We start from the raw sequence: 26,340 nt of genomic DNA, 5'->3' as shown, positions 1-26,340 counted from the left end.
GCTCAGGGCTTGTAACTGGCCTTGATGGTCACGGTTGCGCGGATGTCTGTGACACGGCTGTTTTCTGAGCGGGCTTCGCGTACGTAGATTTCCTGAGAGCGTTCAACGACGGTCTCATCGTCAGGCTTGTCCTGCTTTTTCTTGGCTTCGGCCAGGGTTTCCTGCTTGCTTTTGCGTCCCTGAGCGATATCGCGCACAGGTTGCTGAGCTTCCAGCGCGGCCGCTTCACCAGCAGCGGTCGGACCCATCGCACCTTCAACCACTTCAGCATCCATTTCGGTGTTGAGTAATTTAGGCAGAGGGAAGCTTTTTGATGTGGTGCGGTTATACCAGGAGCGGCCAACATACTCGCTGTTAACCGGATTGCGTTTGGCATCTGCGACCGCATCTTCCAGGTCCGTGGAATAATAGGATTCATTCACTGGTGCAGCCTGTGTGTGGGCAGCAGTCAGTGTCAGCAGAATACAGGCGGTGATGTAACAGGATCTTTCCATGAGTTGACCCCTTTTGTTTTTGTTATTTTTTGTAATTATGTCATCATAGCAAGCTGAGTTTTTTATGTACACTGGCCAGCCGGTTTTGTGGTGTAAATTTTGTCGGGCACGAGGCTCCGGCAGACAGCATCGCAGAGTGGGCGCCGCATGTCGTCAGGTACTGCTTTTACCCAACACGGGCAGGAAAATAATAATGATAAGAATCGTGTCACTTGGTCTTTCTTCTGTGCTGCTTTCATTGCTGCTGGGCGGATGCACCATCCATCAATCCGTCGGCGACAGCTTCGGCTCGTATGTATCCGAACCGGATGGCCAGAATTTCAAAGCCGTTGGTTACCGTTGGGATTACGAAAATACGGCCCTGATCTATGTTTACCGCCCGGCGACCCAATGGTCGATGGATGAGCTGGAAACCCCAAGTTTCAATGTTGACGGTGAGCGTCTGTTCAATATCAAAGGCGGCGGTTACACCTGGTATGAAATGGAGCCAGGTGAGTACGATATTATTATTCGCCGTGGCCTGTTGGGCTTGGAAGGGGTTGGTGAGTTTGTTATCAAACGCGTGGCGCAGCTCAGGCTCGATGTTAAGCCAGGCAAAGTATATTACCTGCGCTATTCCGAAATTGACCCGCCAGCGCTGAAGCCGGATCTGGAAGATATTCCTCTCGGGGATGGCCCTTTACAACTGGTGGCGCCAAGTATTGCCCTGTCAGAGTTGCCGGTAACCAAAATGATTCACCATGGTCGTGATCGTCTGAAGCCGCGTCCGGTGGCAGAAGAAGAAATGGCCGATAAGGTTTTCGATGGTTCTTCCGCTGATGATGACGGTACCGTCGATGAATCCGGCGCCAAAGCCAAGCCTAGAACTAAAGCCGAGGAATGGTGGCCGTTCTAGACCGGCAGTAGTTGGGGTACAATAGGCCGACTGTAACGCCCACCGACGTGGGCGTTTTTACACCCGCGAGCCTATGAGAGAGAACCCGTCATGACTGTGATCAAGCAAGAAGACCTGATCCAGAGCGTCGCTGATGCACTGCAGTACATCTCGTACTATCACCCGAAAGACTTCATTGATGCCGTGCATGCGGCCTATGAGCGCGAAGAGTCCAAGGCTGCGAAAGACGCCATGGCGCAGATTCTGATCAACTCCCGTATGTGTGCCATGGGCCACCGTCCGATCTGTCAGGACACCGGTATTGTTACCGTATTCCTGACCATTGGTATGGACGTGAAATTCGAAGGCGACATGAGCGTTGAAGATATGTGTAACGAAGGCGTACGCCGTGCTTACACCCATCCTGACAACGTGTTGCGCGCCTCTGTTCTGGCTGATCCGGATGGCAAACGTGCCAACACCAAAGACAACACACCGGCCATCATCCATATGAAACTGGTTCCGGGTAACACCGTGGACGTGCATGTGGCTGCGAAGGGCGGTGGCTCCGAAGCCAAATCCAAGTTCGCCATGCTGAACCCGTCTGACTCCATCGTTGATTGGGTACTGGAACAGGTGCCTAAAATGGGTGCTGGCTGGTGTCCGCCGGGTATGCTGGGTATTGGTATCGGTGGTACCGCAGAAAAAGCCATGATGCTGGCTAAAGAAGCGCTGCTGGAGCCAATCAACATTCAGGAACTGCAGGCCCGTGGCGCGCAGAACCGCGCTGAAGAACTGCGTCTGGAACTGTTCGAAAAAGTGAACAAACTGGGCATTGGTGCGCAGGGTCTGGGTGGTCTGACCACCGTACTGGACATCAAAGTGGCCGATTACCCGACTCACGCGGCGAACAAGCCGGTGGCGATTATTCCTAACTGTGCGGCAACCCGTCACACTCACTTTGTGCTGGATGGTTCCGGCCCGGCAGTTCTCAAAGCGCCGAAAGTGGAAGACTGGCCACAGATCACCTGGGAAGTGGGTGATTCTGTACGCCGTGTGAATCTGGACACCATCACTCCGGAAGACGTAAAAGACTGGAAAACCGGTGAAACCGTATTGCTGTCCGGCAAGATGCTGACCGGCCGTGATGCGGCGCATAAGCGTATGGTCGATATGATCGCTAAAGGTGAAGAGCTGCCGGTCGATCTGAAAGGCCGCTTTATCTATTACGTAGGCCCGGTTGATCCGGTACGCGAAGAAGTGGTTGGTCCGGCTGGCCCGACGACTGCGACCCGTATGGATAAGTTTACCCGTACCGTGCTGGAAAAAACCGGTCTGCTGGGCATGATCGGTAAATCTGAGCGTGGCGATATCGCCATCGAAGCCATTAAAGATAACGAAGCCGTGTATCTGATGGCCGTTGGTGGTGCTGCTTATCTGGTATCTCAGGCAATCAAAGGCGCTAAGGTTGTTGGCTTTGATGATCTGGGCATGGAAGCTATCTACGAATTTGAAGTCGAAGATATGCCGGTAACCGTGGCCGTGGATACCAAAGGTGAGTCGGTACATAAGACCGGCCCGCAAACCTGGTACGCCAAGATTAACGCAACCGAAGTCTGACCAAAGACGGGTAAGCGTTAAACCGCGATGAATAAAAAAGGAGCTTCGGCTCCTTTTTTATTGCCTGAAAACCAGAGTATGCCGTAATCCAAAGTCGTTATCGGCTTTGTACAGCGTTTTTTTTGAGTGTCATCCTATTGTCATTTCTCATAGTTACTTTGATTGCGCTTTTAAAACCGGAGTATTGAACCGGGCAAATAATAAGAGCAGTGAAATGCTGTCTTTGTCTGGACTTAAGATGTCGCTGAATTCCATTTCTTTCCGGATTCTGGTGGTTTCTTAAATATAAGCCGGCTGTCATTAATAATCGGGAGCACACTATGAAACTGGAACGTCTTAAACTGCCGGTGGCTCTTCTGCTGAGCCTTTCGGCGACTGCGGAAGCCGCACCGTTAAACAACAGTCAGCTTGAAAATGCCTGGTATAAAGATGCGCAGGCTCGCCTGAACCAGCGGTTAGAAGCTGCACAGAAAAGTCCGAATGCCAAAAATGTAATTCTTTTTGTTGGCGATGGTATGGGTGTGTCAACATTGACTGCCGCCCGTATCCTTGAGGGGCAGAAGGCAGGAAAATCAGGAGAAGAAGGATACTTAAGCTTCGAGTCATTTCCCTATACTGCTCTGGTAAAAACCTACAACGTCGATGCGCAGACACCGGATTCCGCCGGAACGATGACCGCCATGATGTCAGGCATCAAGACTGATGCCGGAGTTATTGGTGTTGATGAAGATGTTGTTCGTAGTGATTGCAGTACCGTAGCCGGTAATGAAGTAGTAACAGCGCTTGAGCTGGCAGAAATAAAAGGTTTATCAACCGGCGTCGTTTCAACCGCACGAATTACCCATGCCACACCTGCGGCAACCTATGCGCATGCGGCTGACCGGAACTGGGAAGACAATTCAGATATGCCTGCTGCAGCCCAGAACGATTGTGAAGACATTGCCTCACAATTGATTAATTTTGAAAAAAATCTGGAGCAGCGCTACAGCGGTATTGATGTTAATGGCATTGAAGTTACCTTCGGCGGCGGCCGTCGCCACTTTTTGCCAAAAGATTCAGCCTATAATTCCGGTGATCAGGTCAGCAGTACAGAAGGTGACCGCACAGATGGCCGCCATCTGATTAATGAATGGAAAACGCAATACAACAATGGCGTTTATGTTTATAACCAAAGTGAGTTTGACGGCATAAATACCGAAACTACAGAACGGGTTCTTGGTCTTTTTAATGAATCCCATATGCGCTATGAAGCGGATCGCAGCAATGATACCGCTGGCGAACCATCCCTGAGCGAAATGACCCAAAAAGCCATTAATATTCTTAATAATAATGACAAAGGTTTTTTTCTGATGGTTGAATCCGGACGCATTGATCATGCCCATCATGCGGGTAATGCCTATGGTGCGTTAAATGAAACCATTGAGTTGGCCAGAGCCGTTAAAACAGCAACAGAAAATACCAACCCGGAAGAAACCCTGATTCTGGTTACAGCAGATCACGGCCACGTATTCACCATTGCCGGTTATCCGAAACGTGGTAATCCGATTCTGGGCAAGGTTGTGGGTGTCAATTCCGGAACACCGGCCCTGGCTAATGATGGCCAGCCGTACACCACCGTGGGTTATATGAATGGGCTGGGCTTCCGGGATCTGGGCAATGAAACAGACTCCGATGCCAGTTATGACGATCCTGCTGATGCCGGGCGTAAAGATCTGACCTCTGTTGATACAACCACTAGCGGTTATCACCAGGAGGCGCTGGTGCCGCTCAGTTCAGAAACGCATTCCGGCGAAGATGTTGGTATTTATGCTACCGGCCCGGGTGCGCATCTGGTTTCTGGCACCCACGAGCAGAGCATGATATTTCATATTATGAATCACGCTGGTGGGTTGTCTGATACTGATAACGCGCAATAATCATTATCGGAGCAAACACAGGGTAGCCTGTGTTTGCCTGTTTAATAACGGGCTCCAAGGAAATTTATGAAAAAAATTGTGATTGCCTGGTTTAATCTGCTTTTGATGAGTGTCATCTCTTTCCCTTTATTGGCACAAGAAGTTTGCTCAGTTGATGCCGACACATTAGGTGCGCATTACACTCGTAAAATAATTTCTGCAGATCAAAAAAATGTTCAGGAGGTTCAGTTTGAACTATGGCGCAATGGCGGACAGGTTGCGCATGTTCACCCTCAGGACAAAATAACAGAGATATGGAATAAAACAGCATCTGGTCAGATTCGTCCAGTCCGTTATTTTGATCAGGACCTCCGGGCAATAGAATATGCCCCGGATGATATTCAGGCGAGTGCAGATATGCTGGATTGGCAGATCAAATACCAATTGGTTTCTGCGAAAGTAATAGATAAACTGAAAAAAATCGAAGAAAAAAATAATGGTTGTGCAACTGTCCATGTTTATTCTGGTCGCATTGGCACATCAGAAATAATTATTGAGTGGTTGCCATATACGAAACTGGTGAAATATTTTTCAGTTAAAAACCCATCTTCAAATGAATCATGGACACTTACAAAGCAGATAATGTCTGCAGAAAAGATTGCGGCAGTTTTCCGGTTGCGTGAAAGCTATCAAAGTACAGATTATGCCGATATTGGTGATAACGAAACAGATCCGTTTTTTCAGAAAATTATAAAGCTCGGATTTATTTCTCACGGAGCTTCCGGATTTTATGACGATATGGGGCATCCGTTAGATGGTGATCATCATCATTGATGATCACCTTTGTTGTGGCTGTCGATAACGTAGCAGGGAGTGTAGTCACCGCTTATTTTCATTCTGCCATCCTGGATCATGGCTGAAAGAAGCTCTCCCATACTGCTGATTATTTCTTTATCGCCTTTAAGTTGGTAGGGGCCGTGTTTTTTTACGCGTTCAATGCCAACTTCCTTGACGTTACCAGCAACAATGCCGGAAAAGGCCCGGCGCAGATGAGCGGCCAGCTTATGTGCTGGCAGTGATTTGCTCAGACACAAGGCACTCATGGCGTCATGAGTCGGATCGAAAGGCAGTTGAAAATCATCGTTAATGGTTAATGCCCAGTTAAAGAAATAAGCATCATTATTCGTTTTTCGGTATTGCTCCACTTCGTCAATGCCATTTTTCAGCGTCCTTGCAACGGCTTCGGCATCCTGAATAATAATCTTATAGCGCTGTTGGGCTGTTGCTCCCAACGCTGTACCAATAAAACGATCAATAGCCCGCAGATAATTTTCTGTTTCGCCTGGGCCGGTAATAATAATCGGAAACGGAATTTGTTGGTTGTCGGGGTGCGATAATACGCCCAGCAGGTACAACAGCTCTTCGGCTGTGCCGGGGCCGCCGGGAAATATAACGATGCCATGAGCAAGACGAACAAAAGCCTCAAGGCGTTTTTCAATATCCGGGAGAATGATCAGTTCATTAACTATTGGATTGGGTGCTTCGGTGGCAATAATGCCCGGTTCGGTAATGCCAATATAGCGGCCACCACGGTTATGTTGTTTGGCATGACCAATGGCACAGCCTTTCATTGGACCTTTCATTGCACCCGGGCCGCAACCTGTCCCAACATCAAGACCGCGCAATCCTAACTGGTAACCCACATCTTTGGTGTATTGGTATTCGTTACGGGGAATGGAATGGCCACCCCAGCAGATGGCCAGATTAGGCTTACGATCAGGCTTCAGTACATTAGCGTTACGCAGCAGGTGGAAAACAGCATTGGTAATATCTTCGCCGTTAGTAAGATCAAAGCGATGGGCTTCCAGTATGGATTCCTGAGCGTAAAGCACATCGCGCAATACAGAAAAAAGCTGTTCGCGCACACCGCGGATAATTTCGCCATCAACAAAGGCACTCTGTGGCGGATTTTTCAGGCTGAGAACAATACCGCGATCTTCTTGTTGTACTTGTAGATTAAAGTGGCTGAATTCTTCTTTAAGTTCCAGATAATTATCTGACTGACTGCCTGCACTGAGAACGGCGTAACAACAGCGGCGTACCAGCTCGTGAATGTCGCTGCCGACTTCTTTCAGTTGTTGTATTTCATAGCGCGAAAGAACACGCAGATGAGTTTTTGGATGAATTAATTCATAGTGTTTTGTCATGTTTTCTCCTTTACTCCGCAGTAATGATTACGCCCAGAGTTCCATCGGGCCATAGTGACGGAGTAATTTCAGAATATCGGTACGGGTGATGATTCCGCACAGCGTGTGATGATCATCAATAATCGGCAGGGCACCAATGTTGTATTCAAAAAGAATGTTACTGGTCTGGCGGATGTCGGCATTTTTCATCACGCAAATTACCGGGTGAATAGCGTAATTCAGGATATTATTTTCCCATATATCTTCACTGTTCCCCGGCCGGATGTTTTTTTGCATTAAAGCATGCATCAGATCGCGATCAGAGATGATCGCCAGAACTTTATTTTCTTGGTCAACGACAGGCAGGTGGTGATAGCCACTCTCTGCCAGCTTATTCCAGCCATCCTGAACGGTATCGTCCGGTGTCAGGGTGAGAACCGGTGTATGCATGATATCGGCTGCAAAGGCGATTGAATCCGGTGTTTTTTGCGGATGCGCATAATGCTCCAGTACCTGCTGAGCCTGCCGCTCCGCTGGAGACTGAGAATCCCCGGGCCTGACCTTTTGCACTGCAGACGATGCTGCGGTGGCTTTTATCCGGTTTTTATCTGGCCGCAAAGGGGTTTCAACCCGGATGCCCATGTCGAACACGATTAATGACATTGCTTTTGACCATTGCCTGAAGTTCCTTCTCTGCAATATAGCAGTGCGCTTGTTGTTCTGTCAGCCTGAAGCTGGTGCGCTTCAGGATGGATATGCACTTTCGTGGTGCCGGGAGTGCTTCTGTTGTGATGGCCTGTTCCTGATCTGGGGCGAATCGCATCTGTTTTTATCTGGCACAGCCTTTGCTGATAACCAATTCAGGTGAGAACGTGCGAAGCAGTAGAGCGTTTTTAAACTCCGTCCCGGCAGTTAACAGGTAATGTTATGAAATGGATTATGTGGACAGTATTAAGCACTCTGAGTGTTCCTGCTATGGCAGGAGAAACATCGGTTGAGCTGAGTATCAACACATTGTGGGTAGTCATGGCTGCTGCTCTCGTGTTCTTTATGCAGGCGGGTTTTGCTTTATTGGAAAGTGGCATGTCACGGGCAAAAAATGCCGTTAACGTGATGATGAAAAACTATATGGACGTGTGTCTTGGCAGCCTTATTTTCTGGCTGGTTGGTTATGGCCTGATGTTTGGTGAAAATTTTACCGGCTTTTTTGGTGCCAGTCATTTTGCGCTTTTTAATACTTCAGCAGAAAGCCAATCCTGGGATTATACCGTGCTGTTATTCCAGATTATGTTTGCCGCAACAGCCGTAACTATCTGCAGCGGAGCTATGGCGGAGCGGACAAAATACGATGCCTACCTGATCGCCACCTGTGTAATTACTGCATTTATTTATCCGGTATTTGGCAGCTGGGTATGGGGTGGTATGTACGGTGGTTCAGGCTGGCTGGCTAAGCTGGGTTTTATCGATTTTGCCGGTTCGACCGTTGTTCATTCCGTGGGAGCCTGGTGCGCATTGGCTGGCATTATCGTTCTGGGGGCACGTACCGGACGTTTTGATCGCACCACCGGTGCTGCGCGGAGTATTCCGGGCCATAATCTTTCGCTGGTCGCTTTGGGTGGTTTTATTCTGTGGCTGGGTTGGTTTGGTTTTAACGGTGGCAGTACGCTGGCGGCCAGTCCGGAAATCGGTCTGATTGTACTCAATACTCAGTTGGCCGCGGCGGCTGGTGCAACGGGAGCCTTGCTGTTCAGCCGTATAACCAAACGTCCGGTGCTGTTAACTTCAACAATTAACGGCAGCATTGCCGGTTTGGTCGGAATTACGGCAGGTTGTGCATCAATGGCACCTGAGTTCGCTGCACTTACTGGTCTTATTGCCGGAGCGATATCGGTTTATGGGGCAGCCTGGCTTGAACGCCGTCGTCTGGATGATGTGGTGGGTGCTATTCCTGTGCATGGCTTTGCCGGGGCCTGGGGTACGCTGGCTGCAGGGCTTTTCCTGAAAGATAATATGTTTGATTTATCGCAGATTGCGGTGCAGTTAGTGGGCATTTTCTCGGCGTTTTTCTGGGCCTTTCCGTTATCGCTTATTCTGTTTTTCCTGATTGATCGCGTGATCGGTTTGCGCGCCAGTACCCAGCATGAACAACAGGGTCTTGATTTTACCGAGCATGATGAAGTGGGTTATCCGGAGTTTCATCAGAACGTTACTTATCATCGTGAATTATGAGTAGCCGATAATGACAATGACGATCGAAGCAAAAAGACGGGCGGTATTTACGGTTCTGCAGGAAACCCTGCAAGGAGATGGTTTATGGCGTGCCATGTGGCGCTGGCAGAATCATTATGCGCAGAAATCACAGTTTGAATTGAATGGTTTTCTGTCTGACTGTAAAGATATCCCGGAAGTCGCAAATAACCGTTCTCAGTTATACCGGCAATTAATCGGTATTCTGATGGATGACGGGGCCCGGTTAAAGCCAGACCCTATGGATGAAATGCTGAAATATCAGTCTGCTCAGCAGCGCAGTGGCAGTCTGGATGAAATGGAGTTGTTTCCGGCGCAGGATTGGACGGATGTTTATGAGGTAGTACTGACGACATTGTTCGGTCAGCTGCGCTCGGATACGGCAAGGGTTGTTAAGCGCTATGCAATGGAGCAATCCTTGCGTCACAGTATTTCGCAGGAACTGGCTTACTCATTTAATCTGTGGGGGGATGACAAACATCCCCTGGTGCTTGGTGATTCAGCTCTTGTTGATTTAAAACGCTTGCTGAATTTTATTTATATCGGCGTTTGCGAATGTCTGGGACCGGTGGATGCTGACCGGATTTTAAGCCTGAGTATACGGTCGGCAGCGGAGGTTAACCGGAATGCTGCCACAGACCCGCGCCAGCTTCTGGAAAAATAAACCAGAGTCAGCTGGCGGCAATGCGGCTCAGCTGGTCAACCATGGTGCTGGTGTAACGCATTACCAGAAAGGGGACCAGTTTGGCTTCGACATTTGTGGCGGATTTTTCTATAAACAACCATTGGCTGCGTATGCGCTGCAGTGAGGCGAGGGCTGAGGCATTCAGATCGGCACTGTTCAGACTGTTAAGCCCGGCGGAGAATTCCTGGCAGAGCTGGTTGATATCCTGACCATTGCTGAGGGGGGCACCCATTGAGGATGCGGCACGTTCCAGATAGCGTTCCGTAATACCCAGCAGCAGCCGCTTCTGGCTGCGGGTCCAGTCTTCTATAGCGGAAACGGAGAACTCGCCATTCTGGCGTAATTCATCGCCGATTTTTTCCAGCTCGCTGATCATGGCACTGGATGCATCACGCATCATGGCCACGACCTGAAGTTCAGGAAAGTCATTCACTTCAATTTCATGAATGTTCTGCTGCATCAGTGAGCGGAACTTTTGCCAGTGGCTGTCGACGCTCTGCTGAGGGTTGCTGTCATTATTGAGCTTGAGGTTGCGCAACTCATTACTGACGTTCTGCTGTTGCTCGCCGACGACAAGCAGATAACGGTTCAGCTCGTTCAGAAGTTGCTGATTACCTTCATCGGCCTGCAGGTGGTAGTAACGCAGCAGCAGTGTCTTGACGCCGACACTGAGGTCGAAAACATTCTGTTCCAGAGAATTGCTGCTCGCCTGGGCTGAAAAGCCGACAAACAGGGTGAGAATCAGGGATCTAAGGAGTAACATAGGCGTCTCTCCGATACTTATTATTGTTTTTTAGTTGGCTTCAGTTGATCACTTCCCCCGCGCAGGTGCAATAGCCTTTCGGGCCAGAGTAGCAGCTGTATGAGCCAGTAGTGGATTTCTATGGAACGAGTATACCGATTAACGATTTCCTGTCCGGACCGGGTGGGCATTGTAGCGAAAGTTGGCCAGTTCTTTTCCGGACACGGTGGCTGGATTGTTGAGGCAAACCATTATTCTGACCCGGTTACCGGGCGCTTTTTTATGCGTCACTGCATTCGTGCTGATTCACTGCCCTTTGATCTGGCAACGCTGAAAGCAGAGTTTGCGCCGATTGCCGAAGAGTTCGATATGGACTGGCAGGTGAACGACTCGGGCGTGCCGAAGAAAGTGATTCTGATGGCGAGCAAAGAAAGCCACTGTCTGGTGGATCTGCTGCATCGCTGGCACAGTAAAGAACTGATCTGTGATATCCCCTGCGTTATTTCCAACCACGACACTCTGCGCTCGCTGGTTGAGTGGCACGGGATTCCGTTCTTCCATGTGCCGGTTGATCCGGCGAATAAGGCTGAGCACTTTGCCCGCGTTAACGCCATCGTCGAAGAACACAAAGCCGATACCATTGTGCTTGCGCGCTATATGCAGATTATTCCGCCGGAACTCTGTGAGCGTTACCACGGCCAGGTAATCAATATTCACCACAGCTTCCTGCCGTCTTTTGTTGGCGCCAAACCTTACCATCAGGCGGCAGAGCGTGGGGTGAAACTGATTGGTGCGACCTGTCACTATGTAACCTCTGAGCTGGATGCCGGCCCGATTATCGATCAGGACGTGATCCGCATCAGTCATAACGATACCGTGGAAGATATGGTGCGCCTGGGTAAAGACGTTGAGAAGATGGTGCTGGCGCGCGGTGTGCGCAGCCATCTGGAAGACAGGGTGTTGTTGCACGGTAACAAGACCATCGTCTTCTAAAGCTATCTACCATCTTCGATAACGCTTCAGGGATGGGCGGGTTACAGACATAAAAAACGGGAGCGGCTTTTCAGTCGCTCCCGTTTTTTTATGTGCTGTTACTGGTCTGGGATCAGATCAGTTCGATAGCAACCGCCGTCGCTTCACCACCACCGATACACAGTGCGGCAACACCTTTTTTGCCGCCGGTGTTTTTCAGCGCGTTCATCAGAGTAACGATCAGACGTGATCCGGTAGAGCCAACCGGGTGGCCCTGAGCACAAGCGCCGCCGTAGATGTTCACTTTGTTGATATCCAGCTTCAGTTCATCGATTGGCATCATGGCAACCATGGCGAAAGCTTCGTTGATCTCAAACAGATCCACGTCGTCTTTATTCCAGCCGGCTTTGGCCAGAACTTTCTCAATCGCACCAACCGGAGCGATGGTGAACTCAGATGGATGCTGAGACTGAGTGCTGTGTGCAACGATGCGTGCCAGCGGAGTTACGCCTTTGGCTGCGGCTGCAGATTCGCTCATCAGCACCAGAGCAGAGGCACCGTCTGAAATGGAAGAGGCATTAGCGGCGGTGATGGTGCCGTCTTTGGCGAAAGCCGGACGCAGGGTAGGAATCTTCTCGATGTTGGCATTGAATGGCTGCTCGTCCTGCTCAACAACGGTTTCACCTTTACGGCTGGTAACGGTAACCGGCACGATTTCAGCGCTGTTCAGGCCTTTTTCAATCGCGTCTTTGGCACGGGTCAGAGACATAATGGCGTACTCATCCATCTGCTCACGGGTATAGCCTTTCTGGTTGGCGACATCCTGTGCAAAAGAACCCATCAGGCGGCCTGTTTCGGCATCCTGCAGACCATCCAGGAACATGTGATCCTGTGGTGCGCTGCCTGCACCCATGCGGAACCCGGTGCGCACGCCTTCCAGAACGTAAGGTGCGTTAGACATGGATTCCATGCCACCGGCAACGGCAATCTCCACAGAACCTGCTTTGATGGCATCGTGCGCCATCATGGTGGCTTTCATGCCGGAACCACAAAGTTTGTTGACGGTGGTCGCGCCAGTGGCATCAGCCAGACCAGCCTTACGCATCGCCTGGCGGGCCGGACCCTGCTTCAGGCCGGCTGGCAGCACGTTACCCATTATCACTTCCTGCACGTCGGCGGCATCGATACCAGCACGCTTCACGGCTTCAGCAATGGCCAGTGCGCCCAGATCGGTTGCGCTGACGCTGGCCAGGCTGCCCTGAAAACCACCCATTGGGGTGCGGGCGCCGGCGACGATAACCACGGAATCTTGATTTGACATGTGCTGCTCCTGAGTCAGATATCTTGAAATCGGCCGCCATTCTAGAGGAATAGGGCGCTTTTTAACAATTGCCAGGCGATTGGGGAGCTGATCGCGACAAGATAGTGTCAGCCAATTGTCTGCGACCAAAGTATTGTTACGTACGGATACAAAATGAGGGGGGGATTAGTAAGGAATCATACTTTTGAGTGATGAGGGTGCAAGGCGGCCAGATTATAGTCATGGGCATCTCTTTGGGGGTATGGATACACTCAAACCCTGAAAGTGCACCAATAACCATAAAAAAACAGACAGGTAGCAATATGGTGAAGAAGACCCTTCTCAGTCTGGCCATCGCAGCCACGACCGCAGGCCTCGCCGGCTGTAATATCAGTAGCGTTGAAAAACACAATAACGAGGTGGACTCCACGCCGGTTGATGCCGGTAAACCGGGTGTTGCACCGGCCCGTGTGGCGCCGATTTTTAACCCTGCCCGTGCAGAATTACCTCTGGCAACTGACTTCCTGTTGAGCGGTTCAACCGATGGTACTCTGGTTTATGCAAAAGGTGATGTTGATATCATCGTCGACGGGGCAACCAATCCTGCCTATAACCCAGTGTTTGATGCGATCAGTGATCTGGATGGTTTTTCAACAACAGGCCAGTTGCTCATTCCTTTCACCGGCTCACTGACTGCGGGTGATCTTTCTGGCGGCGCCGCATTCCTGGTGCCACTCAATTACGTTGGCGGACCTAAGCTCGGGACGTTGGATGCAGCTAATCCATTCGATCTGACTAAACTGGCTAAAACTGCTGTTAAAGCTGATGTCATTTCGTTTGTGGATGGGGACAAAGAAAATAGTGTTGTACGTATTAGTCCTACCACCCCTCTGGCAAATAATACCCGTTACCTTGTCGTTTTAACGAACCAGATTAAAGATGCCGCGGGCAAAGCAACGCAGATGCCCAGCCAGTACAAATATATTATCGGGGATGAAGATCTCCTGAGTTCTGCGCTTGCGGGCGCCCGTACAGCGGCTAAAGGCTGGATGGAGCTGGCTAAGGGCTACGTGAGCCAAGTACTGAGCGGCGATATTTCTACTATTACTCTGGCTTATACCTTCACTACCGGTGGTACGGTTGAAGTGCTGAGCACCATGGCTGCTCCTGGTAATGCTGATGCCGCTTTAGCGTCTTCTGTTCCTGCGATGTTCCAGAATTATATGAATACCACGCAGGATGACGCCGCAACTCAAGTGGCAACACTGACTGCCGCTGTCGGGGATTCGGCAACAGCACAAACCATTTATGGCGGTCATCAGCTGCTAAGTGAATTACCCGCTCCTGCACCGCGTGCAACGGACTTCAGTTCCGCTGTTGGTGTGTCTATGGCAACAGTTCTGACTGGTGGTACTACAACTATGTACACCGGCAGCATTGATCTGCCTTACTACTCCAAAGCGCCAATTGGTGCTTATTCCGACGATGGCGTTGTTCTGAATCCTGAGAATAACGACAACTACGTCTGTGCAGACACTTCAAATGCTGTTTGTGCCGCAATTAAAGGCTCTGCAGCGAATGTTGTTCTTGGACAATGGGAATCTGATGAAAACGTAATTTCCACGTTGAAAGAAAGTACAGGATCTACGCCTGAAGAAGCTGCTGCCTTTAAAGCTCCTTCTGAGAATGTAACTAACCTGTTCCCGTTTGCTAAAGAAAGCGGCAAGGTGAAGGCACCTGTTCTGGTTGTTGAGCCAGAGGTTGGTTGCGCTAAACCAGCGACAGGCTGGAAAACCGTTATCTTCCAGCATGGCATTATGGGTAACCGGATGCAGGCTATTGCTGTGGCTGATCAGCTGGGTAAATCCCCATACTGTTTTGCTACAGTGGCGATCGACCTGCCAATGCATGGCCTGATGCCAAAAGATAAAGTCAGCTCAGGTGCTTACGCTGGCGCTCCATTTAATGGCGCACTGCCGCTGATGGCTGCTGTGGCTGAGAGTGCGGGCGGTACACCTGTTATGACTTTCGCTGGTCTGCCTGCCGCAACGCAGCAGCAGATTATTTCAGGTGAAACGATCAAACAGCGCCATTTTGGTCTGACTGCTGACGCATCCAGCAAGCCAACTGCTGCGACTGGTGCGGATACTGATCAGTCCGGTTCACTTTATATTACGTTCCTTCACCTTCAGGCGACCCGTGACAATAACCGTCAGGCAGTTATGGATCTGCTGAACCTGAATGCTTCTCTTCCATTTATGGATTTGGATGGTGATGGTAACGGTGGTCTCGCGAATACTGCTCCGGACTTTGATAAAGACAATATCTACTTTGCTGGTATTTCTCTGGGCTCGATCATTGGAACCCAGTTTGTTGCGGTGAATAACACCAATACTTCTGCAGCAAACACGGCTGGTAACGGCGCTCTGAATCGTATCCAATCCGCAGTATTTGCTGTGCCTGGCGGTGGTTTACCTAAATTGCTGGAAAATTCACAGTATTTCGGTCCTACCATCCTAGACGGCCTGAGCAATAATGGTTTGGTTCGCGGGAGTGCTGATTTTGAATCGCTGATGTACGTGTATCAGTCAACGGTCGATTCCGCTGATCCGATTAACTTTGGTGGTTTGATGCAATTGTCTCAGACTCCTTACACCCTGATCGAATCTATTGGTGATACCGTTATTCCTAACAATGTTGCCGCTGCACCATTAGCAGGTACAGATCCTCTGATTGCTGCTTTTAATGCGACGCAGGTTGATACCTCTTCGACTCTGACTGCTTCTGGACAAGTTGCGGTGAAACTGGCTGATGATTACAGCAGCCACGGTTCATTTGCACGTCCTGATACAGATCCGAATACAACTGAAACCACAGCAACGTTCGGCATGCTGATGCAACATACGATCAGTCTGTTTATGGGCGCACCTTCGCTGAATGATGGTGGTGCAGGAATTGTTGTGCCGGTTGCAGAGTGAATTGAGGGAGAGTGAATACTATGAAAATAACAAACAAGGGTTTGCGCTCTATGAATAAGTTACCTTTGGCGATAGCTGTATCTGCTTGTATGGCCAGTTCTGCTCAAGCTGTCGAATTCAACTTCGGAGAATTGGGTATTCAGGTCGATAACACTGTCAGCTACGGGGTTGCATGGCGCACTGAAAGCCAGGACAAACGTCAAGTCATGGGCGGAAACGCAGAAGCTTTAGGTTTTACCGGTAAAGGCTCTTCGTATAACTATGACGACGGTACGCTCAATTATGGTAAAGGTGATATTTACACCAATGCTGTTAAGTGGAGCGGCGATCTGGAAATTAATTACCGGAATTTCGGTGGTTTCTTCCGTGCCCGTGCCTATTACGACACCGCGTTGATGGATGAAGATACTGATTTCAAACCACTGAATGACGCCACCAAAGATGCCGCCGGTAAAGGCGCTGAGTTACTGGATGCTTACGTCTGGGCTGACATGGAACTGGGTTCAACACCGGTCAATCTGCGTGTCGGTCGCCAGGTAGTTAGCTGGGGTGAAAGTACTTTTATCCAGGGGGGTATTAACAGTATTAACCCGGTGGATGCTTCCGCTTTCCGTAAACCAGGTGCCGAAGTAAAAGAAGGTCTGCTACCGGTGAACATGGTGTACACCTCCATTGGTCTGAGCGCTGACGTTACCCTGGAGGCGTTCTACCAGCTGGAGTGGGAAAAAACCCGTACTGACCCATGTGGTACGTTCTTCTCCACCGTAGACTTTGTTGCCGATGGCTGTGGTCCGGTTATTTTGGCGGGTACTGAGGATGAACGTTACTACTTAGATTTGCGTCAGGAAGAAATTGATCAGGGATATGATCTGAATGCCCGTGTTAGTCCGATGACTGAGCGTATTGCTGATGATCAGCCTAAAGACTCCGGCCAGTATGGTTTGGCGTTGCGCTGGTATTCAGAAGCTTTGGGCGATACTGAATTCGGTTTCTACCATATGAATATTCACAGCCGCGTACCTTATATTAACGGTGTTGTGACTAATTATGATCCGCTTGCATCAGATCCTAATGCACCGGTTAATCCGAATTCAGAATATGATTCCCGCTACCCGCTGTATCAGATTGCTTATCCCGAGGATATTCAGATTTCTGGTATCAGTTTCGCGACCAGCACCGAAGGTGGTGCATCGATTTCTGGTGAAATCAGTTATAAACCAGATATGCCATTGCAGTGGAACGCATTCGAACTGATTCTGGCTGGTAACGGTTTGCCATCAAGCCGTTTATACCAGCAGCGTCTCGGTGAGTTGCAGGCAAAGGGTTTATCTGCGTCTGATGCGAAGGCTGAGCTGTTTGGCAATCTGGCAGAAGGCTCTGATCCGTTTGATATCTGGCAAGCGCAGATGACCTTTATCAAGTTCTTTGATAATGTCATGGGCGCAGATCGTCTGGCACTGGTCTCTGAGATTGGTATGACCTACATCGATGGTCTGCCAAGTTTGGATGAGGCCCGCTATGGCCGTTCCGGTGCTTATGGTATCGGCAACAATGCTGGTGTAGCACCAGAGTTTGGTGCTACCAACCCATGTGTCACTGGTCCCGGAAATAATGCAAATACGGATAACTGTACCAACGATGGTTACGTAACCGAGCTTTCTGGTGGTATCCGTCTGCGTGCCTCGATGGATTTCAATAACGCGTTTGCGGGTGTGAACGTAACACCAACGTTGTCTGTTGCGTATGACAAAGGCAATGGTCCTGAGCCAGGTGCTCAGTTCCTGGATGATCGCCTGACTACTGGCCTGGGTGTGTCCTTTGTTTATCTGAACAAAACATCGGTTGATCTTTCATACACCAACTTCTCTGGTGGTGACTACAATCAGATGGTTGATCGTGACAACGTCAGTCTGTCTGCAAAATATTCATTCTAATTTACTGGCTCAGACAAGAATTACAGAGGTCTATGAACCATGTTGAAAAAACATTATAAAACCTGGGGCGGCGCAATTGCGCTGTCCCTGATGGTAAGCGCAGCAAATGCGGCTGTTTCTCCTGCAGAAGCAGCAAAAATTGGTAAAGAACTGACGCCAATGGGCGCGGAAATGGCTGGCAAAGGCGAGATTCCTGCCTGGACCGGTGGTATTACCACACCTCCTGCTGGTTATGTTGCTGGCGGCAAGCCGGTTGATCCATACGCCGCTGATAAGGTGAAATTTGTAATTACAGGTGCTAACTACAAGCAGTACGCAGAAAACCTGACCGAAGGTCAGAAAGCGATGTTTGAGAAGTATCCTGATACTTATAAAATGCCGGTTTATCAGACCCGTCGTTCATCTGCCTACCCTCAGGCTATTTACGACAAGACCAAAGAAAATGCTACCAAGACCAAGCTTTTGGAAGGTGGTAACGGTCTGGAAAATTATGTAGAAGGCGCGCCTTTCCCTGTGCCACAAAATGGCATGGAAGCGATCTGGAACCATATCGTCCGTTATCGTGGCGGTAGTGTACGTCGCGTGGTTGGTCAGGTAACTCCACAGGTGAATGGTGACTTTACTCTGGTTCGTTTCCAGGACGAGTTCACCTTCCGTGACAAACTGAAAGACTATGATCCTAACGCGGATAAGAACGTATTGTTCTACTTCAAGCAGGATGTACTGTCTCCGGCGCGTCTGGCGGGTAACGTACTGCTGGTTCACGAAACTCTGGATCAGGTAAAAGAACCGCGTAAGGCCTGGGTATATAACGCTGGTCAGCGTCGTGTGCGCCGTGCGCCACAGGTTGCCTACGATGGTCCGGGCACTGCAGCAGATGGTCTGCGTACATCTGACAACTTCGACATGTTCAACGGTGCACCTGACCGTTACGACTGGAAGCTGGAAGGTAAGAAGGAAATCTATATTCCTTACAACTCTTACAAACTGAAAAGTGCTGATCTGAAGTACACTGATATCGTCAAGCCTGGCCATATCAACCAGGATCTGGCCCGCTACGAGTTGCATCGTGTATGGAAAGTGACTGCGACCCTGAAAGAAGGTAAACGCCATATCTATGCCAAGCGTGTGTTCTATATCGATGAAGATACCTGGCAAGCAACTGAAATCGACCACTATGACGGTCGTGGTGAACTGTGGCGCGTTGCTGAAGCACATAACCTGATGTACTACGATACACTGGTACCTTGGTATGCTATCGAAACGCTGTACGATCTGAACTCTGGCCGTTACCTGGCTCTGGGTCTGGATAACGAAGAGCAGGGCTCTTACGAGTTCGGTTTCGAGCGCAGCCAGCAGGATTACACTCCGGCCGCTCTGCGTCGTGAAGGTAAGCGTTGATCTGAGTTAGATCTGCGTAATAAAAAAGGGGCTTCGGCCCCTTTTTTATTACGCTTTTTTAAATATTGCCGGTAAGTCTGGTGGCAATACCCGCTGCGGATGATCAGAAATTCAGCACGAAACTCGCCTGATACACCGAAGAAGCATCTTTATTGATGTACTCACCGCGAACATCGACTTTCGGAGTCAGGTGAAAGCCAGCACCTGCACCAAGCAGAATGCCGTCATCATCACCGATATCCAGCCCCAGTCGTGCAATTGCAAATAAGTTAGGGTTAATTTCCGGTAGCTGTTTTTCGGCGACTCCGGCGACCCAAAAGCCTGAAATATCACTGTTCGGGCCTTTAAAAAAGTCATCGGTCTGGCTGTAGCCGATTTCGACCGTTGTTTTTACCTGATCGATATCGTTATCAAGTTCATAGCCAGCAAAAATGCTCAGGCCTGCAGCATCGACATGGCTGCCGCCAAAGGGACTGTCGACAACATTCTGTGACACGCTGGCGCCCAGTTGCAGACGCTCAGGCTGAAAGCCCTGACCATGATTGTCGGCTTGCGCCATCAGTGGCAGTGAGCTTAAGGCGAGTAACAAAGGAATGTGTTTTTTCATCGTAATCATCCTGTTGGTTATAGAATCGTGATATCAGACTCAGAATTGTGGCAGAACCAGGGGGCCTTCCTGCAAGGCAGCCAGCTGCTCGCGCAGCAGGATAATGTGCTCTGACCAGAAACGATGACTGTCGAGCCATGGAAAAGCTGCAGGAAATGCAGGGTCATCCCAGCGAGAACAAAGCCATGCGGCGTATTTCATTACCCTCAGACTGCGCAGAACTTCCATCAGTGCCAGCTCATGCTGTGGGAAGGGACGAAACATCTCGTAGCCTTCCTTAATGACCAGTAATTGCTGGCGTTGTTCCTGCTCTGAACCGCTGAGCAGCATCCAGATATCCTGCATTGCCGGGCCTTGCACGCAATCGTCGAAATCTACCATGTACAGTGTTTCATCACGCAGCAGCAGATTGCCGGGATGCAGATCGCCGTGCAGGCGCAACGTCCGGATGTCTTCCGCGCGATAGAGCTTCTGCGCCCAATCGGTCAGGGCAGTGGCCAGACTTTCATAGCTGGCGTGGTAATCGACAGGCATCAACCCTGAGCGTAAAACCTGTTCGCTGGCCAGAACCATATCATCGGCCCCACGAATCAGCGGGCGGTGTTTGAATGCACAGTTGGCGCCGACCTGATGCAGCCGCCCCAGCCAGCGACCCAGTAATTCAAGATCGTCATCGCTGCTGAGTTCCGGCGCCTGACCGCCACGACGTGGAAACAGGGCAAAGAAAAACGGATCGCTGAAAAACAGCGTCTGGTCATTAACGGCGATAGGTGCAACGACCGGCAAATCTTCGCGCTGCAGTTCAAGCAGAAAATCGTGCTCTTCCTGAATGGCTTCGCGACTCCATCGCCCGGGGCGGTAGAACTTAGCAATCAGAGGTTGCTGATCTTCAATCCCAACCTGATAAACCCGGTTTTCATAGCTGTTGAGAGGGAATATCCGTGCGTCGCAGACAAACCCCTGAGCTTCAATCGCGTCCATTACGCGCTCCGGGGTCAGCTGGGTATATGGGTGTGTGGATATCATGGCCGCTCTCCTGAAAGTGGCGGCATTATGCCCGTATCGCTGTCATCAACCAATGACTCTGGCGCGGATCAGGGTTTGTTACGCGGTCGTTATGTGCGCTGCCACTGCGGTGGCGGTGTGCGTGCCAGAGCCCAGATACCAACAATGCTGGCTCCCTGTTGCTTGAGTGCTGAGGCTGCAGCATTCGCTGTGGCTCCGGTAGTCATCACGTCTTCAATAATCACAATATGTTTACCGTGCAAATCCTGCTTTCCTGGCTGCAGCGAGTTGCGCAGATTTCTATGCCGCTGACTTGCGCTTAAACCACGCTGGTCGTTACCTGATGTCTTACATAATGCATTTGGGATGAGTGGAATGCTCAGCCGCTTTGCCAGTCTGCGGGCGATGATTTCAGTAACATTAAATCCACGGTTAAAGAGTTTCCGCCGGCTACTGGGAATAAACGTAATAGCATCCGCCTGTCGCAGGTTGCCAGGCTGGTTTCGTTCCATCAGTCCGGTAAGGCGTGACAGCCAGATTAACTGATGACTGTCTTTGCAGGATTTTATCCAAAGACTGATGGGCTGCTGATAGAGAAAAGGACAATAGCTGTAATCAAATGCTGGTGGTTTCTGCTGGCATCGCCCGCAGCGTCCCGGGCTGGTCATCGGTTCTGAGCACTGGGAGCAGGCAAATACAGTATGTGGCAGTTCCTGCAGGCAGTGGTTACACAGGAAAAATAATCCCCCGGCGTTCTGCAGACAAAGCTCGCATTCCCCTGGCGGGGTTAACTTTCGTATTGATTTTAACCAATAGTCTACTATTTTTTTGGCAATGGTTGACCACATGGCGCCGCCTTCTATGATCGCCTCTGTTGCATTGATGTTATCAATATTCAGGAATACCACTATGAGTCTGTCGGCTGAAAAAGCGCAGGATATCCGTCACAACTGGACGGTAGATGAAGCTCAGGCATTGCTGAGCCTGCCTTTTAATGAGCTGTTATTTCGTGCGCAGACGATTCACCGGCGCCATTTCAATCCCAATGAGGTTCAGGTCAGCACTTTATTGTCGATTAAAACCGGCGCCTGCCCGGAAGATTGTGCTTATTGTCCGCAAAGCGCACGCTATGATACCGGTCTTGAAAAAGAGAAACTGCTGGAGGTTCAGGCGGTTATTGAAAAGGCCAAAGCCGCAAAGGCTGCCGGCTCCGATCGTTTTTGTATGGGAGCTGCCTGGCGTTCGCCGCGCAAGAAGGATATGCCCTATGTGTTGGCGATGGTTAAGGGGGTCAAAGAACTTGGGTTGGAAACCTGCATGACTCTGGGCATGCTGGATGAAGAGCAATCACAGCAACTGGCGGCTGCAGGGCTGGATTATTACAACCATAACCTGGATACCTCGCCGGAGTACTATGGCGAAATTATCACTACCCGTACCTACAGCGATCGTCTCGGTACACTCGCGAACGTGCGTAATGCCGGAATGAAAGTCTGCTCCGGCGGAATTTTGGGGATGGGGGAGAGTACTCAGGATCGTGCAGGATTGCTGGTGCAGCTGGCGAATCTGCCAACGCAGCCGGATTCAGTGCCCATCAACCAGCTGGTGAAAGTTGCCGGTACACCGCTTGAAAGTGAGCAGGATCTCGATCCGCTGGACTTTGTCCGGGTGATCGCCGCAGCACGGATTATGATGCCAGCCTCCCACGTACGCCTCAGTGCGGGCCGCGAACAGATGAGTGAAGAAATGCAGGCAATGTGCTTCTTTGCCGGTGCCAATTCTATATTTTACGGTGAGTGTTTACTTACTACCCCTAATCCGGAGGCAAATAAAGATCAGGCTCTGTTCCGTAAGCTGGGTATTAACAGCGAGCACCGGGTGACTCGTGAACCAGAGTCGCTGGAAGCCTTACTGGTGACGCCTAATTCTGATGAACAAGTGTTATTTTATAATGCCGTTCGGGTCTGAATATAACGAATCCGTCTAATGGTCTGGTGCCATGGTGCTGGTAAAAAATGTGGATATTGGTTAAATTGTGATCAATAGCCCTAAAACCATCGCGAGGTGCTTATGAACATAGGATCAACTACAGGCTCGGCATTTACTTCGGGGGCATATGCCGTCGATCAGGGTAATGCTCAGGTCAAGCGTGCCGCTCAGGATGTCGTGGATGCTACCACCAGTCGCCCGGTTGAGGGTGTTGGCAATCTTTCCTCCGCGATGACTGATCTGAAGCAGGGTGAAGAAACGGTTGCGGCTGGCAGCAAAGTACTTGAAGCTGCGGATAAGCAGCTTGGCACCCTGATTGATACTCAGGCCTGAGAGCTGAGAACCTAATCATGCAAGTTTCTCCTACTTCATCGCCCACTCTGAGCAGCGCGCTTCCCAGCGGAAGTGCGGCTGTGCAGATATTGGCAAAAGAAGGAGAAAATGCAGCTTCCACCGTTTTTGCTCCGGTTGAAGAGGTGTCCCTTAGTGCAGCTGCTACCGATGCAGGGATGCGTAAGTCGCAAACGTCCGCTGAGATATATTCCCGTCCGCGCCGTAACGCAGATATCACTACACCTCCGTTAAATCAGGACTCCGCAGAGGAAGCAGAACCACAGGTGGAGGATGCACAACAGCGCCGTTCGGCGGAAGAACAGGTTATCGCCAGCAGAGCGCAGCGCAACGAACAGGATCAGGCATTGGCCGATGCTGAGTTACAGCAGATTCGTGAACTGAAGCAGCGTGATCAGGAAGTACGTGCCCACGAGCAGGCTCATGCCAGTACCGGCGGCAGTTATGCAGGCAGCGCTAACTTCACCTATCAGCAGGGACCGGATGGCGTACGCTATGCCGTTGGCGGCGAGGTACCGGTTGATGTGAGTAAAGTAGCTAACGATCCGGCTGCAACCCTTACCAAAATGGAGCAGGTGCAGCGTGCCGCGCTGGCTCCGGCTGAACCCTCCTCTCAGGACCGGCAAGTTGCTGCCCAGGCTGGTCAGATTGCCGCTCAGGCACTGAATGAATTATCAGAGCAGCAGCGTGAAGTTCGGGCCGCTGAACTTGAAAAGGTGAAGAGCGAGCAGGAAAAATCCCGCGCTGAAATGGATGAAGCTCATAAGAAGCAGGAAAAGGCGGACAAAAAGCTGAAGGACGAAGAGCAGATTTCAGCAGCTGAGCGCTTTGCTGAGCATAATGCCCGGCTGCGGAAGATTAACGAAGTGCTGCTGCAGATAAGCCTGCCCCAGCCTGTCAGTGCCGGCCAATTGCTGAACGATGTGGTCTGAAGCCTGTTTTTATGGTCAAACCGGCGGTTGCCGGTTTTTTTTCGCCTCGAATATGGCCTGACGGACTAAGCTTTTACCTGCCATTTCTGGGGGAAGCGTGCCCATGGGGTTGACATTAACCGGTGGCGAACGTATGTTTCAAACACTTGTTTGAATTGGTAGTGTCATACTACCCTAAACTCAACAGCAGCTTATTGCTGCAAGAACATAACAGGCTACGAGGTCTTTCCTATGCCAGATTATAAGGCTCCCCTGCGTGAAATTAAGTTCGTCATGGACGAACTGTTGGATATGCCAAGCCACTATGCCAGCCTGCCGGCTTACGCTGAAGTTGCTACTCCTGACATGGTTGATGCCATCATCAGCGAAGGCGCTAAATTCTGCGAACAGGAACTGGCTCCGCTGAATCGCGTTGGTGACCTCGAAGGCTGTACCCGTCATGACGACGGTTCTGTTACTACTCCGACCGGCTTCAAAGAAGCTTATGCCAAGTACGTTGAAGGCGGCTGGCCTTCACTGGCTCATGAAGAAAATCACGGCGGCCAGGGCCTGCCAGAGTCTCTGGGCATTGTTATGTCTGAGATGGTTGGTTCTTCTAACTGGTCATGGGGTATGTACCCAGGTCTGTCTCATGGTGCGATGAACACCATCGAACTGCACGGTACTCCTGAGCAGAAAGAAACTTACCTGACCAAGCTGGTTTCAGGTGAGTGGACCGGTACCATGTGTCTGACCGAATCCCACTGTGGTTCTGACCTGGGGATCCTGAAAACCAAAGCTGAGCCAAACGCTGACGGTTCTTACGCCATCACTGGTAGCAAAATCTTTATCTCTGCCGGTGAGCACGACATGGCGGGCAACATTGTCCACATCGTTCTGGCTCGTCTGCCAGGTGCACCAGAAGGTACCAAAGGTATCTCTCTGTTCATCGTTCCTAAGTTCCTGCCAAACGCTGACGGTACTCCGGGCGAGCGTAACAGCCTGATCTGTGGTTCTATCGAACACAAAATGGGTATCCACGGTAACGCTACCTGTGTGATGAACTTCGACGGCGCCAAAGGCTGGCTGATCGGACCTGAGAACAAAGGTCTGAACTGCATGTTCACTTTCATGAACACTGCCCGTATCGGTACTGCTCTGCAGGGTTCTACCGCTGCTGAAGCTTCTTTCCAGGGCGCTCTGGCTTATGCCAAAGACCGTCTGGCAATGCGTTCCCTGACTGGTCCTAAAGCACCTGAAAAAGCGGCTGACCCGATCATCGTTCACCCTGACGTTCGTCGTATGCTGCTGACTCAGAAAGCCTTCGCTGAAGGTGGCCGTGCGCTGGTATACCTGACTGCACAGCAGAACGACATCGTTAAGAAAGGCGAGAGTGAAGAAGCACGTAAAGCCGCTGATGAGCTGCTGGGCTTCCTGACTCCGATCGCTAAAGCTTTCCTGACTGAAGCGGGTTCTGAAGCTGCTAACCTGGGTATGCAGGTATTCGGTGGCCACGGTTTCATCGCTGAGTGGGGTATGGAGCAGATCGTTCGTGATACCCGTATCTCTACCATCTATGAAGGTACTACCGGTATTCAGGCTCTGGACCTGCTGGGCCGTAAAGTTCTGATGACTCAGGGTGCTTCTCTGCGTAACTTCACCAAGCAGATCCACAAGTTCTGTCAGGCTGAAGAAGGCAACGCTGAACTGGCTCCGATGGTTGCTGCTCTGACTGAAGTCAACAAAGAGTGGGGCGATCTGACCATGAAGATCGGTATGTCTGCGATGAAGAACCGCGACGAAGTTGGTGCTGCATCCGTTGATTACCTGATGTACTCAGGTTACGCAGTACTGGGCTTCCTGTGGGCCCGTATGGCGAAAATCGCTCAGGATGCTCTGGCTAACGGCACTTCTGAAGAAGAGTTCTACAAAGCCAAGCTGACTACTGCGCGCTTCTACTTCGCCCGCATTCTGCCACGCACCAAAGCTCACGCAGCTACCATGGTTGCTGGTGCAGACACTCTGATGGATCTGGCTGAAGAACACTTCGCGTTCTGAGTCTGAGCGCCTGTTCGCAAAAGGCACATCAGTAAAAACCGCGCCTCGGCGCGGTTTTTTCGTATTCTGGGCTGGGCAAGCGGGTCAGAGT

At 50.6% G+C, this 26,340-nt stretch carries 22 protein-coding genes; 14 read left to right on the top strand and 8 right to left on the bottom strand.

From position 1 onward, the window contains the following. Nucleotides 1–2: 2 nt before the first annotated feature. Nucleotides 3–494, bottom strand: a complete 492-nt coding sequence (locus LGT44_RS04235; RefSeq protein WP_145466393.1) for a hypothetical protein — start codon at nt 492–494, stop codon at nt 3–5. Nucleotides 495–687: 193 nt separating this feature from the next. Here LGT44_RS04235 and LGT44_RS04230 point away from each other — a divergent pair, with 193 nt between their 5' ends. From LGT44_RS04230 to LGT44_RS04215, 4 genes are all read left to right on the top strand, one after another. After that, nucleotides 688–1,389, top strand: coding sequence for a DUF2846 domain-containing protein (locus LGT44_RS04230; RefSeq protein WP_230331632.1), 702 nt, complete (start codon nt 688–690; stop codon nt 1,387–1,389). 90 nt (nt 1,390–1,479) lie between these two features. Beyond that, entirely contained in the window at nt 1,480–2,988 is a 1,509-nt protein-coding gene (locus LGT44_RS04225; RefSeq protein ID WP_145466391.1) for a fumarate hydratase, read from the top strand. A 320-nt stretch (nt 2,989–3,308) separates the two neighbouring features. Further along, nucleotides 3,309–4,904, top strand: a complete 1,596-nt coding sequence (locus LGT44_RS04220; RefSeq protein WP_230333524.1) for an alkaline phosphatase — start codon at nt 3,309–3,311, stop codon at nt 4,902–4,904. A gap of 66 nt (nt 4,905–4,970) precedes the next feature. Next, entirely contained in the window at nt 4,971–5,717 is a 747-nt protein-coding gene (locus tag LGT44_RS04215) for a hypothetical protein (protein WP_230330578.1), read from the top strand. Here the strand turns inward: LGT44_RS04215 and ppnN are convergent. Continuing rightward, nucleotides 5,711–7,090 (bottom strand): nucleotide 5'-monophosphate nucleosidase PpnN, encoded by a 1,380-nt coding sequence (gene ppnN / locus LGT44_RS04210; RefSeq protein ID WP_230330579.1) that lies wholly within the window; start codon nt 7,088–7,090, stop codon nt 5,711–5,713. The genes LGT44_RS04215 and ppnN overlap by 7 nt on opposite strands. 27 nt (nt 7,091–7,117) lie before the next feature. After that, the gene (locus LGT44_RS04205; protein WP_230330580.1) at nt 7,118–7,732 is read right to left on the bottom strand and encodes a CBS domain-containing protein; all 615 of its coding nucleotides are present in this window, start codon (nt 7,730–7,732) and stop codon (nt 7,118–7,120) included. A 264-nt stretch (nt 7,733–7,996) separates the two neighbouring features. On the opposite strand from LGT44_RS04205, the gene LGT44_RS04200 reads away from it, so the two are divergent. Together LGT44_RS04200 and LGT44_RS04195 are read left to right on the top strand one after the other, a co-directional pair. Further along, nucleotides 7,997–9,298, top strand: a complete 1,302-nt coding sequence (locus LGT44_RS04200) for an ammonium transporter (protein ID WP_230330581.1) — start codon at nt 7,997–7,999, stop codon at nt 9,296–9,298. A 10-nt stretch (nt 9,299–9,308) separates the two neighbouring features. Continuing rightward, entirely contained in the window at nt 9,309–9,980 is a 672-nt protein-coding gene (locus LGT44_RS04195; RefSeq protein WP_230333522.1) for a hypothetical protein, read from the top strand. A 7-nt stretch (nt 9,981–9,987) separates the two neighbouring features. Here the strand turns inward: LGT44_RS04195 and LGT44_RS04190 are convergent, their stop codons facing one another. Beyond that, nucleotides 9,988–10,764 carry a hypothetical protein gene (locus tag LGT44_RS04190; RefSeq protein ID WP_145466382.1) on the bottom strand — a complete coding sequence of 259 codons (777 nt, stop codon included), beginning with the start codon at nt 10,762–10,764 and terminating at the stop codon, nt 9,988–9,990. 120 nt (nt 10,765–10,884) lie between these two features. Between LGT44_RS04190 and purU the strand changes: the two genes are divergently transcribed. Continuing rightward, nucleotides 10,885–11,736 (top strand): formyltetrahydrofolate deformylase, encoded by an 852-nt coding sequence (gene purU / locus LGT44_RS04185; protein WP_230330582.1) that lies wholly within the window; start codon nt 10,885–10,887, stop codon nt 11,734–11,736. Between the two features lie 112 nt (nt 11,737–11,848). Here the strand turns inward: purU and LGT44_RS04180 are convergent, their stop codons facing one another. Continuing rightward, the gene (locus LGT44_RS04180; RefSeq protein WP_230330583.1) at nt 11,849–13,036 is read right to left on the bottom strand and encodes a thiolase family protein; all 1,188 of its coding nucleotides are present in this window, start codon (nt 13,034–13,036) and stop codon (nt 11,849–11,851) included. Between the two features lie 302 nt (nt 13,037–13,338). Here LGT44_RS04180 and LGT44_RS04175 point away from each other — a divergent pair, with 302 nt between their 5' ends. The 3 genes from LGT44_RS04175 to LGT44_RS04165 are packed head-to-tail and all read left to right on the top strand — an operon-like array spanning nt 13,339 to nt 19,328. Continuing rightward, nucleotides 13,339–15,993: an Ig-like domain-containing protein gene (locus LGT44_RS04175; RefSeq protein WP_230330584.1), complete on the top strand. Its 2,655-nt coding sequence runs from the start codon at nt 13,339–13,341 to the stop codon at nt 15,991–15,993. Between the two features lie 50 nt (nt 15,994–16,043). Then, nucleotides 16,044–17,927, top strand: a complete 1,884-nt coding sequence (locus tag LGT44_RS04170; RefSeq protein WP_230330585.1) for a DUF1302 domain-containing protein — start codon at nt 16,044–16,046, stop codon at nt 17,925–17,927. Nucleotides 17,928–17,966: 39 nt separating this feature from the next. After that, entirely contained in the window at nt 17,967–19,328 is a 1,362-nt protein-coding gene (locus LGT44_RS04165) for a DUF1329 domain-containing protein (RefSeq protein ID WP_230330586.1), read from the top strand. 103 nt (nt 19,329–19,431) lie between these two features. On the opposite strand, the gene LGT44_RS04160 is transcribed toward LGT44_RS04165, so the two are convergent. From LGT44_RS04160 to LGT44_RS04150, 3 genes are all read right to left on the bottom strand, one after another. Then, complete coding sequence (locus LGT44_RS04160) at nt 19,432–19,935, bottom strand: porin family protein (RefSeq protein WP_230330587.1); 504 nt, start codon at nt 19,933–19,935, stop codon at nt 19,432–19,434. Between the two features lie 39 nt (nt 19,936–19,974). After that, on the bottom strand, nt 19,975–20,961 hold the full coding sequence (locus LGT44_RS04155) for a serine/threonine protein kinase (protein ID WP_230330588.1): 987 nt from the start codon (nt 20,959–20,961) through the stop codon (nt 19,975–19,977). Nucleotides 20,962–21,050: 89 nt separating this feature from the next. Beyond that, nucleotides 21,051–21,848, bottom strand: coding sequence for a ComF family protein (locus tag LGT44_RS04150; protein WP_230330589.1), 798 nt, complete (start codon nt 21,846–21,848; stop codon nt 21,051–21,053). Nucleotide 21,849: 1 nt separating this feature from the next. On the opposite strand from LGT44_RS04150, the gene bioB reads away from it, so the two are divergent. The 4 genes from bioB to LGT44_RS04130 all read left to right on the top strand — a co-directional run bounded on the left by bioB (nt 21,850) and on the right by LGT44_RS04130 (nt 26,249). Further along, nucleotides 21,850–22,908 carry a biotin synthase BioB gene (gene bioB / locus LGT44_RS04145; RefSeq protein WP_230330590.1) on the top strand — a complete coding sequence of 353 codons (1,059 nt, stop codon included), beginning with the start codon at nt 21,850–21,852 and terminating at the stop codon, nt 22,906–22,908. Between the two features lie 102 nt (nt 22,909–23,010). Then, on the top strand, nt 23,011–23,262 hold the full coding sequence (locus tag LGT44_RS04140; RefSeq protein ID WP_145466373.1) for a hypothetical protein: 252 nt from the start codon (nt 23,011–23,013) through the stop codon (nt 23,260–23,262). Between the two features lie 80 nt (nt 23,263–23,342). Beyond that, nucleotides 23,343–24,212 (top strand): putative metalloprotease CJM1_0395 family protein, encoded by an 870-nt coding sequence (locus tag LGT44_RS04135; RefSeq protein ID WP_230330591.1) that lies wholly within the window; start codon nt 23,343–23,345, stop codon nt 24,210–24,212. A gap of 231 nt (nt 24,213–24,443) precedes the next feature. Beyond that, nucleotides 24,444–26,249: an acyl-CoA dehydrogenase C-terminal domain-containing protein gene (locus LGT44_RS04130; protein WP_145466371.1), complete on the top strand. Its 1,806-nt coding sequence runs from the start codon at nt 24,444–24,446 to the stop codon at nt 26,247–26,249. Nucleotides 26,250–26,340: the final 91 nt, after the last annotated feature.

This window comes from Thalassolituus alkanivorans (assembly GCF_020447205.1).
Taxonomy (GTDB): domain Bacteria; phylum Pseudomonadota; class Gammaproteobacteria; order Pseudomonadales; family Oceanobacteraceae; genus Venatoribacter; species Venatoribacter alkanivorans.
This window is presented reverse-complemented; position numbering and strand designations above follow the sequence as displayed.

What these genes read in the sequence shown, in the direction of transcription:
- LGT44_RS04235 (WP_145466393.1), bottom strand. Translation starts at nt 494, where the DNA reads ATGGAAAGATCCTGTTACATCACCGCCTGTATTCTGCTGACACTGACT.
- LGT44_RS04230 (WP_230331632.1), top strand. Translation starts at nt 688, where the DNA reads ATGATAAGAATCGTGTCACTTGGTCTTTCTTCTGTGCTGCTTTCATTG.
- LGT44_RS04225 (WP_145466391.1), top strand. Translation starts at nt 1,480, where the DNA reads ATGACTGTGATCAAGCAAGAAGACCTGATCCAGAGCGTCGCTGATGCA.
- LGT44_RS04220 (WP_230333524.1), top strand. Translation starts at nt 3,309, where the DNA reads ATGAAACTGGAACGTCTTAAACTGCCGGTGGCTCTTCTGCTGAGCCTT.
- LGT44_RS04215 (WP_230330578.1), top strand. Translation starts at nt 4,971, where the DNA reads ATGAAAAAAATTGTGATTGCCTGGTTTAATCTGCTTTTGATGAGTGTC.
- ppnN (WP_230330579.1), bottom strand. Translation starts at nt 7,090, where the DNA reads ATGACAAAACACTATGAATTAATTCATCCAAAAACTCATCTGCGTGTT.
- LGT44_RS04205 (WP_230330580.1), bottom strand. Translation starts at nt 7,732, where the DNA reads ATGTCATTAATCGTGTTCGACATGGGCATCCGGGTTGAAACCCCTTTG.
- LGT44_RS04200 (WP_230330581.1), top strand. Translation starts at nt 7,997, where the DNA reads ATGAAATGGATTATGTGGACAGTATTAAGCACTCTGAGTGTTCCTGCT.
- LGT44_RS04195 (WP_230333522.1), top strand. Translation starts at nt 9,309, where the DNA reads ATGACAATGACGATCGAAGCAAAAAGACGGGCGGTATTTACGGTTCTG.
- LGT44_RS04190 (WP_145466382.1), bottom strand. Translation starts at nt 10,764, where the DNA reads ATGTTACTCCTTAGATCCCTGATTCTCACCCTGTTTGTCGGCTTTTCA.
- purU (WP_230330582.1), top strand. Translation starts at nt 10,885, where the DNA reads ATGGAACGAGTATACCGATTAACGATTTCCTGTCCGGACCGGGTGGGC.
- LGT44_RS04180 (WP_230330583.1), bottom strand. Translation starts at nt 13,036, where the DNA reads ATGTCAAATCAAGATTCCGTGGTTATCGTCGCCGGCGCCCGCACCCCA.
- LGT44_RS04175 (WP_230330584.1), top strand. Translation starts at nt 13,339, where the DNA reads ATGGTGAAGAAGACCCTTCTCAGTCTGGCCATCGCAGCCACGACCGCA.
- LGT44_RS04170 (WP_230330585.1), top strand. Translation starts at nt 16,044, where the DNA reads ATGAATAAGTTACCTTTGGCGATAGCTGTATCTGCTTGTATGGCCAGT.
- LGT44_RS04165 (WP_230330586.1), top strand. Translation starts at nt 17,967, where the DNA reads ATGTTGAAAAAACATTATAAAACCTGGGGCGGCGCAATTGCGCTGTCC.
- LGT44_RS04160 (WP_230330587.1), bottom strand. Translation starts at nt 19,935, where the DNA reads ATGAAAAAACACATTCCTTTGTTACTCGCCTTAAGCTCACTGCCACTG.
- LGT44_RS04155 (WP_230330588.1), bottom strand. Translation starts at nt 20,961, where the DNA reads ATGATATCCACACACCCATATACCCAGCTGACCCCGGAGCGCGTAATG.
- bioB (WP_230330590.1), top strand. Translation starts at nt 21,850, where the DNA reads ATGAGTCTGTCGGCTGAAAAAGCGCAGGATATCCGTCACAACTGGACG.
- LGT44_RS04140 (WP_145466373.1), top strand. Translation starts at nt 23,011, where the DNA reads ATGAACATAGGATCAACTACAGGCTCGGCATTTACTTCGGGGGCATAT.
- LGT44_RS04130 (WP_145466371.1), top strand. Translation starts at nt 24,444, where the DNA reads ATGCCAGATTATAAGGCTCCCCTGCGTGAAATTAAGTTCGTCATGGAC.